Raw genomic sequence first — 14,770 nt, forward strand, 5'->3', positions numbered from 1 at the left:
GGATTTCTGCCGTCCTCATGCTTCATCCGCCAGCCGGGAACGAACAGGGAGAATGCGCAACCTGCGGCACCCCGGCCCCGTGCATGACGGCTGAGGCGCTGAAATGGTAGCGGCCGGAGACAACGGTCCCGACCTCATTGTCGTCGGCGCAGGCCTCTTCGGACTGACCGTGGCTGAGACGGTAGCACGTCAGTACGGTGCTCGCGTGCTGATACTCGAACGCCGTTCCCACCCCGGCGGCAACGCCTGGTCGGAGGAGGAACCGGAGACCGGCATCGAAGTGCATCGGTACGGCGCACACCTGTTCCACACGTCCAATGAGCGGGTCTGGAACTATGTCAACCGGTTCACATCGTTCACCGGCTACCAGCACCGCGTGTTCACGGTCTTCAAGGGGAATGTGTACCCGATGCCCATCAACCTGGGCACGATCTGCGCCTATTTCGGCCGCCACCTCTCACCGGACCAAGCCAGGGAGTTGATCCGCCACCAGGCGCAGGAGGTACCGGTTACAGAGGCCGGCAACTTGGAAGAGAAAGCCATCTCGTTGATCGGCCGTCCGTTATACGAGGCCCTGGTGCGTGGCTACACGGCCAAACAATGGCAGACGGACCCGCGGGAACTCAGCCCCGATATCATCACCCGGCTGCCCGTGCGCTACACCTTCGACAACCGCTACTTCACCGACACCTACGAAGGCTTGCCGAGGGAGGGCTACGGCCACTTTCTTTCGAACTTTCTCCGGTCGCCCAGGATCGACCTGCACCTGAATACCGATTTCTTCCACGTCCGTGCGCAACTCCCAACGGGTGTCCCGCTGGTCTACACTGGGCCGCTGGACCGCTACTTCGGATATGCCGCCGGGGCCTTGTCCTGGCGCACCCTGGACTTCGAACAAGAAATCCTGCCGACCGCGGACTTCCAGGGCACACCCGTGATGAACTACGCCGATGAAGACATTCCGTGGACCCGTATCCACGAATTCCGCCATTTCCATCCCGAACGGCAATACCCTAAAGACCGCACCGTGATCGTCCGCGAATACTCCCGGACAGCCGGTCTCAATGACGAACCGTACTACCCGATCAATACCAGCGAGGACAGGGACAAGCTCATCACGTACCGTCGGCTCGCGGGCCAGGAACCGAACGTGTTCTTCGGGGGGCGCCTCGGCACCTACAAGTACCTCGACATGCACATGGCCATAGCGTCCGCGTTGGGTTTGGTCGACAATTCCATCGGCCCCCTCCTCGGCCGCGCGTCGATGTAAACCTGTGCCTCTGCGCCTTGCCGCGTAAAGCCGGCAAGGAGCATCCCGGGTTGAAAGGCATGCCGGGTTACCGAATAGGCTTGGTGACCGATCCCACAACTCCGCCCGGAATGTATCCCGGTGTCGGCCGTTAACAACAGTGAATGCAAATGCATGTAAACTGATGGATAACAAGCACGACGAAAGGTACATTATGGAACTCGGCGTATTCAGCGTCAGCGACGTTACCTTGGACCCGACCACCAACCGCATGCCCACGGAGCGCGAGCGGATCAAGGCGTCGGTGGCCATCGCGAAGAAGGTCGAAGAAATCGGCATGGATGTCTACGCCATCGGCGAGCACCACAACCCCCCGTTCTTCTCCAGCTCCCCCACCACGCTGCTGGCATACATCGCCGCGCAGACCGAGCGGATCACGCTCTCCACGGCCACCACGCTGATCACCACCAACGATCCGGTGAAGATCGCCGAGGACTTCGCCATGCTCCAGCAGCTGGCCGACGGCCGGGTGGACCTGGTGCTGGGCCGCGGCAACACCGCCCCGGTCTACCCCTGGTTCGGCAAGAACATCCAGGACTCGCTGGAGCTGACGGTGGAGAACTACGCCCTGCTGCGCAAGCTCTGGGACGAAGAAGTCGTGAACTGGCAGGGCAAGCACCGCACCCCGCTGCACAACTACACCTCCACGCCCCAGCCCCTGGACGGCGTCGCACCCTTCGTCTGGCACGGCTCGATCCGCACGCCGCAGATCGCGGAACTGGCGGCCTACTACGGCGACGGCTTCTTTGCCAACAACATCTTTTGGCCGAAGGAGCACTACATGCAGCTCATCGGCCTGTACCGCGAGCGGTACGAGCACTACGGCCACGGCACCGCCGACCAGGCAATCGTGGGCCTGGGCGGACAGTTCTTCATGCGCAAGAACTCCCAGGACGCGGTCAACGAATTCCGCCCCTACTTCGACAACGCGCCCGTCTACGGCCACGGACCGTCCCTGGAGGACTTCACCGCGCAGACCCCGCTGACCGTCGGCAGCCCGGAGCAGGTCATCGAGAAGACCCTGGCCTTCGCGGACTACTTCGGCGACTACCAGCGCCAGTTGTTCCTGATCGACCACGCCGGCCTGCCGCTGAAGACCGTGCTGGAGCAGCTGGACCTGTTCGGCGAAGAAGTGCTGCCGGTGCTGAAGAAGGAGTTCGCCGCCCGCAAGCCGGCGCATGTACCGGACGCCCCGACCCACGCCAGCCGCAAGGCCGCGCGCGACGCCAAGGAAGCTGCCGGGGAGTCCGTGTCCCATGGCTGATTCAGGCGGTCCTGAGATCAGGACGACGGCGGCGGCCTGGGAATCGCTGTTCCGCACCCAGGTGGCGGTGATGCGCCGGCTACAGCAGCTTCCCGAGTTCAAAAAGCTTGCCATGCGCGAGTACGACGTCCTCTTCAACCTGAGCCGGTGCCCGGGCGGCTGGAGCCGGCTGAACGAGCTGAACGAGGCGCTGTTGATCAGCCAGCCGAGCCTCAGCCGGATGGTTGACCGCTTGGAGAAGAAAGGCCTGGTTCTCCGGCGCACCGCCCCCAACGACCAGCGGGGCATCGAGATCTCGCTGACCGACGAAGGCCGCGCGTTGCAGAAGGAGATCGGCCGGCAGCACGTGAAGCACCTGCATTCCATGCTCGCCCCGCTGCTGTCCGAGGAGGAATTCGGGCAACTCCAGGAGCTGACCGACAAACTGCGGGCGGGCCTGAAGTAACGGCCGAAACGCCCGGAGGCCGCCGCATCTGCGCCGACCTCCGGGCTTTTTGCTGCCCGTTCGCGCCCCGGCCCGGACGCCGCCCCTTGCGGGTCCGGACGGGCCCAGGCGGGCTCAGGCCGGCGGCTTCGGCGACCTGCAGGGTCATGATGACCTGCTGCACCGTCTTGAAGTGCTTGGTGGAGACATAGCTCTCCGCCTCCGCGATGAGGCCGTAGGCATCCAGCAGCCCGGTGTCCTCGCCAGGCGCCGGGGTGCCGTGGCGGACGGCGGTGCCGAAGGCGTAGGTGCCTACCGGGTCCGGACCGTTGACGGTGTTTTCCACCGTGCAGGCCTGGAAGCGGTCGCCTGCCGGCTTGTCGGTCAGCCCCATCGACCCGAAGTACTGGTAGCCCAGCAGCGTACGGTAGACGAACATCGGGTCGACCGTGTTGTCGGACGCCACGGCAGGCACCTTCGCCGGCTCGCTGACCAGCACACGCAGTTCGGTGACGCCGCCGTCGCAGGTGGCCTTTTGCAGCTTGAGCCGGGTGTGCAGTTCGGCGGCCAACTTGCCGGAAGAATCCCGGATGTCCAGATGCAGCCCGTCGTCCGAGGGCTGGGTGGGCTTGACCTGCCGCTGCACCACCCAATCGCCGGGAACTTCGAAACTGAGCACGCGGTCCGGATCGGTGTAGACCTTCCAGCCGTCGATGGTGGCTTCCCGCACGGGGTCTTTGCCGAGCGGCGGCGCGGGTTGTCCGGCGACACCCCCGCCGGCCGCCCCAGACGGCGACGCACTCGGGCCGGCCGACGCGCCGTCGTCGTCGACGGGCAGCAGGCCGCAGCCGGAAACAAGCACCAGGCACAGTGCCGCGGCGGCACCCCGGCCCGGCATCGTTCGTGTGCTCATGCTGCACTCCCCTCAGGTCCGTGAGGACTCCACCGTACCCAGCGGGCGGATCAGTCCGGTATAGGGCCACGCGTCGTGTCCCGGAGCGCCGGGCTGCGCTCGGCTCAGCGCCGCAGCGCCTGGACCTCTTTGACGGCGGCGACGACGGAGCGGGCCGCCAGGGCGATCTCTGCTTCCTTCACGCCGGCCGTGAAGGTCAGCCGCACCGCGGTCTGCGCCACGGCCGGTTCGATTCCCAAGGCCAGCAGCACCGCCGACGGCTCGTCCGAGCCGGCGGCGCAGGCCGACCCGCTGGAGCAGACCACCCCCCGGCGTTCGAGTTCCAGCAGCACCGCCTCGCCGGACGTTCCCGGGAAGCAGAAGGAAGCACTGGCGGGCAGCCGTTCGGTGCGGTGACCGGTCAGCACGGTACCGGGCAGTTCCCGCAGGACGGTGTCGATGAGGTAGTCGCGGTAGCCCGTGAGCCGTTCGGCGTCGGCCGCCCGGTCGCCGTCGGCCAGCGACAACGCGGTGGCGACGGCGACCGCGCCGGCAACGTTCTCCGTGCCGGACCGCCTGCCGCCCTCCTGCCCGCCGCCGTGCAGCACCGGCTCCAGCGGAACCCGGCCGGAGACATACAGCAGCCCGCAGCCCTTGGGCGCGCCCAGCTTGTGGCCGGACACGCTGAGTGCCTCCGCGCCGAGCGCCGCGACGTCCAGGTCCAGCCAGCCGGCCGCCTGCACGGCATCCGTATGGAACGGGACCCCGGCGGCCCGGCAGAGCCTGCCGATGCGGCCGACCGGCTGGATGGTGCCCACCTCGTTGTTCGCATACATCACCGTGCACAGCGTGGTGTCATCGCGCAGCGCCGCTTCCAGTTCCTCCACCCGGACCATGCCCGCGGAATCCACCGGCACCCGGGTGACCTCGAAGCCATGGAACCGGGCCAGATAGTCGACGGCCTCAAGCACCGAGGGGTGTTCCACGGCGCTGGTGACGACATGCCTGCCCCGCGGGGAGGCGAGCGCGATGCCCTTGATCGCCAGGTTGTTGGACTCGGTCCCGCCGGACGTGAAGATGATCTCGCCCGGGCGGCAGCCCAGCACCTCGGCGGCCTTGCCCCGGGCATAGTCCAGTGCCCGCAGCGCCGCCTCTCCCACGGTGTGGTGGCTCGAGGGGTTGCCGAAGTCCTGCGTCAGCGCCGGCCACATGGCCTCCAGCACCTCGCGGCGCACCGGGGCGGTCGCCGCGGCGTCCAGATAGATCACGACGACGATGCCCCTTCGGCCGCCTGCCCCGCGGCAATGCGGATGTCCAGGCCCAGGTCCAGCGACCGGACGCTGTGGGTGAGCGCGCCGGACGAGATGACGTCCACCCCGGTCCGGGCAATCCGGCCGACGGTGTCCAACCGCACGTTGCCGCTGGCCTCGACGATGGCGCGGCCGGCCACCTGGGCAACGCCGGCGCGGAGTTCGTCCACGCTGAAGTTGTCCAGCATGATGGTGTCCACGCCGGCGGCCAGCACCGGCTCGATCTGCTCGGCCCTGTCCACCTCCACCTCGAAGTGGACGGTGTGCGGGAGTCTGGCCTTCGCCTCCAGCAGCGCCTCGGTCAGGTCCCGGCTGCCGTCGGCGGTGAGCACGGCCAGGTGGTTGTCCTTGGCCATCACGGCATCGGAGAGCGAATAGCGGTGGTTGTGCCCGCCGCCGCAGCGCACTGCATAGCGCTCCAGGGCCCGCAGGCCCGGCGTGGTCTTGCGGGTATCCACCACCCGGGCCGCCGTGCCGGCAACTTCCCGGACGAAGGCAGCGGTCTGGGTGGCGATGCCGCTCAGCCGCTGCAGCAGGTTCAGCGCCACCCGTTCGCCCAACAGGATGGAGCGGGCGTTTCCGGTCAGGACGGCCAGCACCTCGCCGGACTCGAAGGCCGCGCCGTCGTCGGTCTTCAGCTCCACCCGCACGCCCGGATCCACCTGGCGGAAGACTTCGGCCAGCACCGGACCGCCGGAGAGCACGCCGGGCTCGCGGGCGGCCAACTCCGCCGTGGCCGTGGCGTCGGCCGGAATCAGCGCATCGGACGTGACGTCGCCCCACGGCGCGTCCTCGGCGAGCGCCCCGGCGACGATCCGCTCCATGGCTGTCCGGTCGATCGGCTGGATATGGTTCATGGCTGCTCCTGCAGGACTCGCTGTGACGTTGGGGAGAAGTTGGCGGAAGCGGAGGCCGCGGCGGCGTTCAGGAAGCCCAGGTGCCGGCGGTGCGCCGGGGCCTGGGGGTAGTCGCCGCGATAGTGGGCGCCGATGCTGTCCCGCCGTGCCTCGGCGGCCGCCACGACCAGCCGTGCCACCGTCAGCAGTGCGGCGTCCTCAGCCGAGGCGGCGTCGGTGACCGGCACATGCCACCGCGCCAGCTGCCGGGCGGCCTCCCGCAGCGTTGGGCCGTCGCGGACCACGCCGGCGGCGGCCGCCATCACCGCCTGGATCTGTTGCCGGGTGCAAGCGGTGGTTCCGGCCGGCGCGTCGGGTTGGCCGGCGCGGGCCTCGGCAGGCATCCGCCGGCCCGGCGGGGCACCGACGTCCAGCGGGGCACCGACGTCCAGCGGGACCGCACCGAACAGCGGCACGCTCTCGGGTTCGTCCAGCCCCCGCACGGCCCGGCGGGCGAAAACCAGGCCTTCCAGCAGCGAGTTCGAGGCCAGCCGGTTGGCTCCGTGCACTCCGGTGCAGGCGACCTCACCCACTGCCAGCAGCCCGGGCACCGAGGTCCTGCCGTCGTGGTCGGTCCGCACGCCGCCCATCCAGTAGTGCGAGGCCGGCCGCACCGGCAGCGGTTCCCGCGTCCAGTCGAAGCCCAGGGACCGGACCGTGGCGTCGATCATCGGGAACCTCGCGGCCAGGAAACCGGCGCCGTTTTCCCGCTCTATCCCGGTGGCGTCCAGGAAGACCTGCGGCACGAGTCCGTTTTCCTCCTGCAGCCGGAGCTGGTTGTGGATGCAGCGCGAGACCACGTCGCGGGGTGCCAGCTCGGCGTCCGGATGCAGCGCCGGCATGAACCGCTCCCCCGCCGCGTCCACCAGCACGGCGCCTTCGCCGCGCACCGCCTCGGAGATCATGAAGGCCCTGCCTCCGGTCGCCGCCGGGTCCAGCAGGGTGGGGTGGAACTGGATGAACTCCAGGTCGGCCAGGACCGCACCGGCTTCCCAGGCCAGCGCCGCACCGTCGCCGGTGGCAGCGGCGGGGTTGGTGGTGGCCGGGTACAGCTGCCCGGCACCGCCGGTCGCGAGGATCACGAAGTCGGTGTCCAGGTGATCGGGCACCGCACCTGCTCCCAGGGGCAGCAGCTCCACACCCGCCACGCGCGCGCCGGCCGTGAGCAGCCGCCGCACCATCGTGTGCTCGAGGATCTCCAGCCGGCCCGCCTCCGCCAGGCCGCGGACCACGCGGATCAGCACTTCGGCGATGCCGGCCCCGGTGCGGTCCCCGCCGGCATGCAGGATCCGCGGCGCCGAGTGGGCCCCTTCCAACCCGAGCGACAATTCACCGCCGTGCCGGTCGAAGGCCACGCCCCACTCTTCCAGGGTGGCGATGTCCGCCGCCGCGCCTGAGCACAGCAGGCGGACGGCGCCGTCGTCGTTCATGAAGGCACCGGCGGTGAGGGTGTCGGCGATGTGGGCCGCGACGGAATCACCGGCCGCGACGCCCTGCGCGGTGACCGCGGTGATCCCGCCCTGGGCGTGCCAGGTGTTGGACTCGGCCAGCCCGCCCTTGGTGATCAGGGTGACGGCCGTGTCCAAACGTTCCGCGGCAAGGGCTGCGGCGGAGAGCCCGGCGATGCCGGATCCCACCACCGCCACGCGCCGGGCCGGTTCGCGGTTCACGGCTTGGCTGCCAACATCCGTTCCAGCGCCACGCGGGCGGGGACGGCCACGGAGTCGGGCACGGTGATCCGGTTGAGGACTTCGCCGCCGGGCAGTTGGCCGGTGCCGGCGTAGGCTTCCAGCACCCAGGCCAGATAGCCCGGGTGGATCCGGTACATCGTCGAGCACGGGCAGATCACCGGGTCGAGGCAGAAGATGGTGTGCTGCGGGTACTCGGCGGCCAGCCGGTTGACCATGTTGATCTCGGTGCCGATCGCGAAGACCGTCGGCTCGGTGGCGCCGGCCACGGCCTTGCGGATGTAGTCGGTGGAACCGGATTCGTCCGCGGCGTCCACCACCGGCATGGGGCATTCGGGGTGCACGATCACCCGGACGCCCGGGTAGTCGGCGCGTGCCTTCTCGATCTGGTCCACGGTGAAGCGCTTGTGCACGGAGCAGAAGCCGTGCCAGAGGATCACGCGCGACTCCTGCAGCGCCGCCTCGTCGTTGCCGCCCAGTGGCTGGCGCGGATTCCACATGGGCATCTGCTCCAGCGGCACGCCCATGGCCTTGGCGGTGTTGCGGCCCAGGTGCTGGTCGGGGAAGAAGAGCACCCGGTGGGCGCGCTCGAAGGCCCACTCCAGCACGGTCTCGGCGTTCGACGACGTGCAGACGATCCCGCCGTTCTCTCCGCAGAACCCCTTGAGCGCGGCCGACGAGTTCATGTACGTCACCGGGATGACCGGGACCTTGCCGTCCGCGTCCGGACCGGTGCCGAGCACGCCGGCCAACTGGTCCCAGCAAGCTTGCACCGAGTCGATGTCCGCCATGTCCGCCATGGAGCAGCCGGCGGCCAGGTTTGGCAGGATCACGGCCTGGTCTTTTCCGGAGAGCATGTCGGCGGTTTCCGCCATGAAGTGCACGCCGCAGAACACGATGACTTCCGCCTCCGGCTTTTCCTTGGCGGCCCGAGCCAGCTGGAACGAATCGCCCACGAAATCGGCGTACTTGACCACTTCGTCGCGCTGGTAGAAGTGGCCGAGGATGACCAGCTTGTCGCCCAGCTTTGCCTTGGCGGCCAGGATCCGCTCCTCGAGCTCCTCGTCGCCGGCCAGCCGGTATTCTGCCGGGATTTCGCCCTGCCGCGGAGTCGCGGCCGGCGCCGGGTCGGCCATCGACGCGCCGGGCCCGTAGGAGGGCGCCCAGGCACCGCTCGCCGAGGCGGTGTCGAAGGCCCACGGCCCCTGCGCCAAATTGGGTGTGCAGGTGGAGGTGGCGGGCACGCGGGAGCCGGCAAGGGCTTCCTCGCGGGTGATCAGCTGGATGGTGCTGTTGACCGATGACATGGTGTTCTCCGTTGTTGGGCAGGGGGTCAGGTCGGTAAATCCGGGGCGGGCGGCGGGGCCTTGGGGTGGTGCGTGCGGCGGCGGTGCCGCGGGAGCGGTAGCCGCGGGTTCGGCTGCGGGAGTCGGCTAGGCGGGCGGGCTGCCCCTGAGCTGCGCGGCGGTGCCGGTGTAGCGGTAGAGCCGGGGCGGCCGGTGCCGGCCGCCCTGCAGGTACTCGTCGGTCGGTTCGATGTCCGGCGTCGCCCGCAGCTGGCGGCGGAAGTTGGCGGGATCCAACTGCTTGCCCAGCACGGCCTCGTAGACTTCGCGGACCTGGGCCAGCGTGAAGGTGGATCCCAGGAAGGCATACGCGATGGAGCTGTATTCGACCTTGTTGCGCAGCCGCCACAGCGCGTAGTCCACGATCTGGTTGTGGTCGAACGCCAGCTGGCCCAGTTCATTGGCGCGCACCCAGCGGACGTTCTCGGTTTCGCGGGCCAGCGCTGCCTCGTCCGGCTTCACCAGCGCCCAGTAGACGATGGAGACCACCCGCTGCGCCGGTGACCGGTCCAGGCCGCCGAAGGCGTACAGCTGCTCCAGGTAGCTCGGCTGCAGTCCGGTGGTCTCCTCAAGGTTCCGTGCCGCGGCGTCCTGGAGGGATTCGGCGGGGCTCAACGGACCGCCGGGCAGGGCCCACAGGTCCCGGAACGGCTGGCGGGTACGGCGGACCAGCGGCAGCCACAAGGTGGGAGAACCCGTCTCCGGGTCCGGGCGGAGGGCGAAGATGACCGTGGAGATGGCCAGTTCAGGGGGTTGCTGGGCGCGCTCCGACACGTTGGCCGCGTGGATCGGCATGGCGCCCTCCTCCCTGAAGATTAGTAAAAGTCACTTTGACTAGAACTCATTCTAGCTGGTTAGGGTCATGTTGACCCAATCACATCCCGAAGTCGGCGAATTGTGACGGCACCGAGATCATGGCGGCACCGGACAAGCCTCCCGCGCTTGTCTCCTCGAATGACCCGCGTGTTCGTCCCGCAACTGTCATTCCCCCGTTACCGTGGGAAGTCATTGGCAGGTTTCGTTCGAAGGGTTCGGATGCAGACAGCACCCCCGGCGCGGCCCGGGCGCATTAGTCTTTGGCTTTTCGTCGTCGCCCTGCTCGTTGGTTGTTCGGCCTCGCCCACGACCACCTACATCGACACGAGCGGTCGTGAATCGACTGTGGACTGGCGTGATTATCCGGGCCACGCCCACATTGCAGCCGAGGAAGTACTTTCTGCGCCTACCCGAGAGCAGACCGAACCACTGGCAGAAGCCCTTTTGGCCGACGTGGAATCCGCGCTCAGCAGAGAGTACGGGCTGCGCTGGCAGGGCGACGGGGAAGCGGGCTGGTATCCGCAGGAAGGAAACGGGTACGGCGGCAAGTCCGCGTATTCAACCTACAACTCCGCCAACCGCATCAGCGGCTCGGTTCCCCCGGCGCCTCGAGACTGGCAGCGCATCGTTGACATCGTGAACGGGATACTCGCAGACCATGGTTTCGACGCGCTGGTTCTCGATCACCAGTCATCGCCGCACTGCGACGATGAAACCTGGCAGCGGGAACAGCGTGAGCGCTTCGGAACCGATGATCCGGACGGATACTGGGTGTGGAGCGGAGCGGCGCAAGCAGACTCCCAGTGGCTGTCGGTCACCCTGCTGGATGTGTCCCGTGACCCGTCCGGCAAGGCAGCCGCAGAAGCCGCGGAGCACGGGTGGGCACCTCGATCGATCACGCTGGGTTACGGCGCAACCGCCCTGTCGGAAAGCGACATCGAGAACTTCCGGCGGGACCTTGCGCCGTTCGCCGGACTGGAAAAGCCGGAGCCGACAACCTCCGACTGACACGACGGATGGATGCACAGCGGCATTTCGACGTGGCCGCGTGGTGCCGTCCCCCGGGTTAGGCTTCAGCCATGCACCCACGGGGACGGCGGCGGCGATTCGTACCGCCGGACAACAACGAAATCCTGAGCCGCAGGTATGGCCCGAAGGCCCGGCCGCCGCACCACCGGGTCGTGTTGGGCCGCTACGCCTTCATCAAGGGCTGGCTGGTCGCGGTCGGCGCGTGGTTCGTTATCTCGCTGGTCCTGAGCATCATCGACGAGCTGTCGTCGCCGCACTCCTCTGCCCTGAGCATCTGGGGCCTGGTGCTGATGCTCGGCCTGTTCCTCGCCGCCGTACTGGGCGCTCCGTTCGCGCTGCTGCTGGGCACGCTGCTGCGTCCGGTTCGCCGGCAGTGGGTCCACGTGCTGGCATTTGCCGCAGGGCTGGCCGCACTCACGTGGGGAATTGTCGCCCTGCTGGCCCCTGGCACGGGTGCGCTGCCTGCCGTTTTCGCGGTGATCGCCGGAACCGCTGCCGGGCTCGGCCGGGCGGCGGTGATCCCCGACGTCGACGTCTACGACGACAACACAGCCCATCCCGCCGGGATCAGCGGGGATTGGCGGCAGCCTGGACCAACGGAAGGGCCCGCTCCCGGAAGTGGCTGTTGAGCACAATCACGGACGACGAACGCAGCACCGTATTGGTCGCCATGACCTGATCGAGCACCCGCTGCAGATCCGCGTTCGACCGGGCGACGACACATGCCAGCAGGTCGCTTTCACCGGAAACGGTGTGCAGTTCCAACACCTCGGGAATGTCGGCGAGCGCGGCAGCCACGGCGTCGTGACCGGACTCCTGCCGGATCACGAACGAACAGTAGGCACGCACCACATACCCCAGCGCCTCGGGCGAAAGCCGCGGCCCCCAGCCCACCGTCACGCCGGCGCGTTGCATCTTGTCCAGCCGGGCCTGTACTGTGGCACGCGCTACTTTCAGCACCCGCGAGGCTTCCAGAACGGACATCCGCGGGTCCTCCGTGAACAGCGTGACGATGTCGGCATCGAGAGAGTCGATCTGCATGACGCTCTGCGTCCTTTCAGGTTCGGTGCCGCCAGTTGTGGGACACTGCTAGACAAATTGTCAGCTTACGGGCTGGTTTCGCCAAACAACAGGACAGTCGATGCCGCGTTTTACCGCCACCCACCACCGCGACCCGAGCGCCCCACTGCCCGCCGGACTGGGCCACGGGATGAAGCAGCGCCAGCTGATCATGATGGGACTCGGCAGCGCCATCGGCGCCGGGCTTTTCCTCGGCTCGGGGGCGGGCATTCAGGCCGCGGGCCCGGCGGTGTTGATTTCGTACCTGCTCGCGGGCACGTTGGTGATCATCGTGATGTGGGCGCTGGGTGAAATGGCCGCCGCCAACCCCAGCAGCGGCGCCTTCTCGACGTACGCCGAGAAGGCGCTGGGCCGCACCGCCGGAGCCACCATCGGCTGGCTCTGGTGGCTGCAGCTGGTAGTGGTGATCGCCGCCGAGGCAGTGGGCGCCGCGGGCTTGCTGGCCACGGTCTGGCCCGCGCTGCCTGTCTGGCTGCTCGCGCTCGTGTTCATGGTGGTCTTCACCGTGGTCAATTTGTTCGGGGTGCGCAACTACGGAGAATTCGAGTTCTGGTTCGCCATCTTCAAGGTCATTGCCATCCTGGCCTTCCTCGCCATCGGCGCCGCCTTGCTCTTCGGCTGGCTGCCCAACGTCCCGTCGCCAGGGTTGGGCGTAATCTTCGGCGACGACGGCTTCGCCCCCAACGGCATCGCCGGCATCGGCGCCGGGCTGCTGGTGGTGATCTTCGCCTTCGGCGGGACCGAGATCGTGGCCGTTGCCGCCGCGGAAACGGAAAACCCGGGAGCCAGCGTCGCGAAAGCCATCCGGACCGTTGTCTGGCGCATCCTAGTGTTCTACTTCGGCTCGGTGCTCGTGATCGCGCTGACGGTGCCCTGGGATTCGGAGGCACTGGCATCACCCTTTGCCGCGGTACTCTCGATCGCCCAGATCCCCGGCGCGGATGTGGCCATCACCCTGGTCGCGGCGGTTGCGCTGCTCTCGGCGCTCAACGCCAACCTGTACGGCGCATCCAGGATGATTTTTTCCCTCTCGGAACGCAATGAGGCCCCCGCTTCCTTCAGGAGGCTCAGCCCCCGCCGGGTTCCGGTCAGGGCCGTGCTGGCCTCCGTGGCGTTTGGTTTTGTGGCGGCCGTACTTGAGCTGTTGTTCCCTGAGCGCGTCCTGCCGGTGTTGCTGAACGTCGTGGGGTCAACCTGCCTGGTGGTCTGGGGGATGGTCCTGCTGTCCCAGCTGGTGCTGCGCCGCCGGGCCGACCGCGACGGCACCGAGCTGCCGTTCCGGATGCGCGGCTTCCCGGCCATGACCTATGCGGGCCTTGCCTTGCTGGGCGCGATCCTGGTGCTCGGCTTCTTCTCCCCGGCAACGGGAATCCAACTGCTCTCGACCCTGGCGCTGATCGCCGCGATAGCCGCGGCGGCAAAACTCGCCGCACGCCGAACACCTGCCGGAAGTTCACCTCGCCTGTAGCAGTAAGCAGTTTGCCTGCAGCTATTGCCCATACGCCCGGCGAACTGTGCACACTGTTCTGTCATTCCGTTGCAGATTGCACACTCCACGTACGGTGACTAGTGTCACCGTAAGCAACTGACGCCGTCGTGCTCCTCCCCCGCGGGGACCGCGGCGGCACCAAAACTACGTGGAGGAGCAGGCATGAGCAGCGTTCTTTCCCTGGACCCGTCCGCCCAGCCCGACCTGTCCGCCGAGGAGCTCAAGGAGCTCTACCGGCTGATGGTGTCGGTGCGCCACCTGGACGAATCTGCCATTCGTTGGCAGCGCCAGGGCCTGATTCCCGGCTACGCACCGGAACTCGGACAGGAAGCCGCACAGGTAGGCAGCGGGTACGCGCTGGACATGTCCCGCGACTTCGTCTTCCCGACCTACCGCGAGATGGGCGTGGCCCGGACGGTGGGCGTGGACATGGTCGAGTACATGTCCACCCACAAGGCCAGCTGGCACGGTGGCCTTTACGACCCCCAAGCCACCCGCTTTGCCCCGATCCAAGCCGTGGTGGCGGGCTCCGTGCTGCACGCCGTCGGCTGGGCGCACGGCCAGACGCTTTCCGGCACGCCGGCCGGGGAACTCGGCGTGGCCATCACCTACTTCGGCGACGGCGCCAGCTCGCAGGGCGACGTCCACGAAGCCATGAACTTCGCGTCAGTCATGAAGGCGCCGGTGGTCTTCTTCATCCAGAACAACGGGTTCGCCATCTCAGTGCCGACCGAGCGCCAGGTGGCCGGGGGCTCCGTCGCCGCCCGTGCCGTCGGCTACGGCATGCCGTCCCTCCAGGTGGATGGCAACGACGCCGTCGCGGTCTACCAGGCGACGGCCGCAGCCCTCGCCCATGCACGCGCGGGCAATGGGCCGGCCGTCGTGGAAGCCATGACGTACCGGCGGGGCCCGCACTCCACCAGCGACGACCCCGGCCGCTACCGCACCCTGGCCGAGGAACGCGCCGACGGCGGCGAGGATCCGCTGCTGCGCATGCGCGCCCGGCTGGAAGCCGACGGCGTCGTCGGCGAGGACTTCTTCGCCGAGGTGCTCGAGGCCGCCAAGGCGGAAGAGGAACAGATCCGGAAGGGAGTGGTGGCATTGGGCTCCCGTCCCGGCACGGAGATGTTCGATTTCGTCTACCAGGAGCCCACACACGCGTTGAAGGCCCAGGCACGCGCCTGGCGGGAGGAGTCCGAGCATGCCTGAGCACAAGACCCTGAGCGA

Annotated in this window: 13 protein-coding genes; 7 read left to right on the forward strand and 6 right to left on the reverse strand. The window is 68.0% G+C overall.

From position 1 onward, the window contains the following. The first annotated feature begins 103 nt into the window (after positions 1 to 103). The 3 genes from glf (at position 104) to AC5RVD_RS14130 (ending at position 3,018) form a co-directional block, all read left to right on the forward strand. Positions 104 to 1,270: a UDP-galactopyranose mutase gene (glf, locus tag AC5RVD_RS14120; protein WP_494127256.1), complete on the forward strand. Its 1,167-nt coding sequence runs from the start codon at positions 104 to 106 to the stop codon at positions 1,268 to 1,270. A gap of 193 nt (positions 1,271 to 1,463) precedes the next feature. Beyond that, positions 1,464 to 2,573 carry an LLM class flavin-dependent oxidoreductase gene (locus tag AC5RVD_RS14125; protein ID WP_494127281.1) on the forward strand — a complete coding sequence of 370 codons (1,110 nt, stop codon included), beginning with the start codon at positions 1,464 to 1,466 and terminating at the stop codon, positions 2,571 to 2,573. Continuing rightward, the gene (locus AC5RVD_RS14130) at positions 2,566 to 3,018 is read left to right on the forward strand and encodes a MarR family winged helix-turn-helix transcriptional regulator (protein WP_494111253.1); all 453 of its coding nucleotides are present in this window, start codon (positions 2,566 to 2,568) and stop codon (positions 3,016 to 3,018) included. Before AC5RVD_RS14125 ends, AC5RVD_RS14130 begins: the two co-directional genes overlap by 8 nt. A gap of 996 nt (positions 3,019 to 4,014) precedes the next feature. On the opposite strand, the gene AC5RVD_RS14135 is transcribed toward AC5RVD_RS14130, so the two are convergent. The 5 genes from AC5RVD_RS14135 to AC5RVD_RS14155 form a co-directional block, all read right to left on the reverse strand. Further along, on the reverse strand, positions 4,015 to 5,157 hold the full coding sequence (locus AC5RVD_RS14135) for a cysteine desulfurase family protein (protein ID WP_494127257.1): 1,143 nt from the start codon (positions 5,155 to 5,157) through the stop codon (positions 4,015 to 4,017). Further along, entirely contained in the window at positions 5,154 to 6,056 is a 903-nt protein-coding gene (nadC, locus tag AC5RVD_RS14140) for a carboxylating nicotinate-nucleotide diphosphorylase (protein WP_494127258.1), read from the reverse strand. Before nadC ends, AC5RVD_RS14135 begins: the two co-directional genes overlap by 4 nt. Further along, on the reverse strand, positions 6,053 to 7,765 hold the full coding sequence (locus AC5RVD_RS14145; RefSeq protein WP_494127259.1) for an L-aspartate oxidase: 1,713 nt from the start codon (positions 7,763 to 7,765) through the stop codon (positions 6,053 to 6,055). The genes nadC and AC5RVD_RS14145 overlap by 4 nt, the downstream gene beginning before the upstream one ends. Beyond that, positions 7,762 to 9,090 carry a quinolinate synthase NadA gene (nadA, locus tag AC5RVD_RS14150; RefSeq protein ID WP_494127260.1) on the reverse strand — a complete coding sequence of 443 codons (1,329 nt, stop codon included), beginning with the start codon at positions 9,088 to 9,090 and terminating at the stop codon, positions 7,762 to 7,764. The genes AC5RVD_RS14145 and nadA overlap by 4 nt, the downstream gene beginning before the upstream one ends. 126 nt (positions 9,091 to 9,216) lie before the next feature. Continuing rightward, positions 9,217 to 9,924: an NUDIX hydrolase gene (locus AC5RVD_RS14155; protein WP_494111247.1), complete on the reverse strand. Its 708-nt coding sequence runs from the start codon at positions 9,922 to 9,924 to the stop codon at positions 9,217 to 9,219. Positions 9,925 to 10,164: 240 nt separating this feature from the next. Here AC5RVD_RS14155 and AC5RVD_RS14160 point away from each other — a divergent pair, with 240 nt between their 5' ends. Together AC5RVD_RS14160 and AC5RVD_RS14165 are read left to right on the forward strand one after the other, a co-directional pair. Then, positions 10,165 to 10,953, forward strand: coding sequence for a hypothetical protein (locus AC5RVD_RS14160; RefSeq protein WP_494127261.1), 789 nt, complete (start codon positions 10,165 to 10,167; stop codon positions 10,951 to 10,953). A 71-nt stretch (positions 10,954 to 11,024) separates the two neighbouring features. Further along, positions 11,025 to 11,603 (forward strand): hypothetical protein, encoded by a 579-nt coding sequence (locus AC5RVD_RS14165; RefSeq protein WP_494127262.1) that lies wholly within the window; start codon positions 11,025 to 11,027, stop codon positions 11,601 to 11,603. Here the strand turns inward: AC5RVD_RS14165 and AC5RVD_RS14170 are convergent. Next, a complete protein-coding gene (locus AC5RVD_RS14170; protein ID WP_493967957.1) occupies positions 11,542 to 12,015 on the reverse strand; it encodes an Lrp/AsnC family transcriptional regulator in 474 nt (157 codons plus the stop codon). The two genes, AC5RVD_RS14165 and AC5RVD_RS14170, sit on opposite strands and share 62 nt — an antisense overlap. A 100-nt stretch (positions 12,016 to 12,115) precedes the next feature. On the opposite strand from AC5RVD_RS14170, the gene AC5RVD_RS14175 reads away from it, so the two are divergent. Beyond that, positions 12,116 to 13,522 carry an amino acid permease gene (locus AC5RVD_RS14175; protein ID WP_494127263.1) on the forward strand — a complete coding sequence of 469 codons (1,407 nt, stop codon included), beginning with the start codon at positions 12,116 to 12,118 and terminating at the stop codon, positions 13,520 to 13,522. A 183-nt stretch (positions 13,523 to 13,705) separates the two neighbouring features. Beyond that, entirely contained in the window at positions 13,706 to 14,752 is a 1,047-nt protein-coding gene (locus AC5RVD_RS14180; RefSeq protein WP_494127264.1) for a thiamine pyrophosphate-dependent enzyme, read from the forward strand. Positions 14,753 to 14,770: the final 18 nt, after the last annotated feature.

It is taken from the genome of Arthrobacter sp. THG-b23 (assembly GCF_059091265.1).